The organism is Protofrankia sp. Cr1 (genome assembly GCF_963555865.1).
In the GTDB taxonomy this organism is placed as follows: domain Bacteria; phylum Actinomycetota; class Actinomycetes; order Frankiales; family Frankiaceae; genus Protofrankia.
This window is the reverse complement of record NZ_CAUVXO010000622.1, coordinates 2389-3136: the sequence shown is the minus strand read 5'-3', so window position 1 is coordinate 3136 and position 748 is coordinate 2389. Positions and strand designations below refer to the sequence as shown.

At 67.6% G+C, this 748-nt stretch carries 1 protein-coding gene; it reads right to left on the bottom strand.

What is annotated here, in order from left to right; genetic code table 11:
• Positions 1-102: 102 nt before the first annotated feature.
• Positions 103-600, bottom strand: a complete 498-nt coding sequence (locus U9980_RS26925) for a protein jag (RefSeq protein ID WP_416210410.1) — start codon at positions 598-600, stop codon at positions 103-105.
• Between the last annotated feature and the right edge of the window lie 148 nt (positions 601-748).

Sequence of the window (748 nt, the reverse complement as noted above, 5' to 3'; positions counted from 1 at the left end):
CCGTGTCAGCCCGACCGGACCTGGCGTAGCACGAACGCAATACACCCCCTGTCTGCCGTGTTCTGTGGATCACGGCAGACAGTCAGGCAAGCAGGAACGAGGTCAGTCCGCGGGGAGAATGACCACCCGGCGCTGGGGGTCCTCCCCTTCGGACTCACTGACCACACCGTCGATCGTCGCTATGAGGTCGTGGACGACCTTGCGTTCGAACGGCGTCATCGGCTTCAACTTCTCCGGCCGACCACCGGTCTTCACCCGCGCGGCGACTGCCGCGGCAAGCTCCCGCAGCTCGGCACGCCGCCGGGCACGGTGACCACCGACGTCCAACATCAGCCGGCTGCGAACGCCGGTCTTCTGAAGTACCGCGAGCCGGGTGAGCTCCTGCAACGCCTCCAGCGTCTCCCCTCGGGTACCCACGAGCAGGTCCAGGCCGTCCCCGACGACGGCCACGACGGCTCGCTCTCCCTCCACATCGAGGTCGAGGTCGCCGTCCATGTCGACGATGTCGAGCAGAGCCTCCAGATAGTCCGCTGCGATCTCGCCTTCCTGCTCCAGATCGGCGATGCGGCGCCGGCCGTTCGTCGGCGTGTCAGCGGCCATGGACGGGCCGCCGACCGCGGCAACCGCGACGATGTCGGCGGCCAGGTCAGGTGCCGAACCGGTCATCAGAACAGCTCCTTCGAGGATGGACATCTGCTGTCGGGGATCTGGCGGGCACGCCTGCGACGGGCACGACTGTGACGGCTAC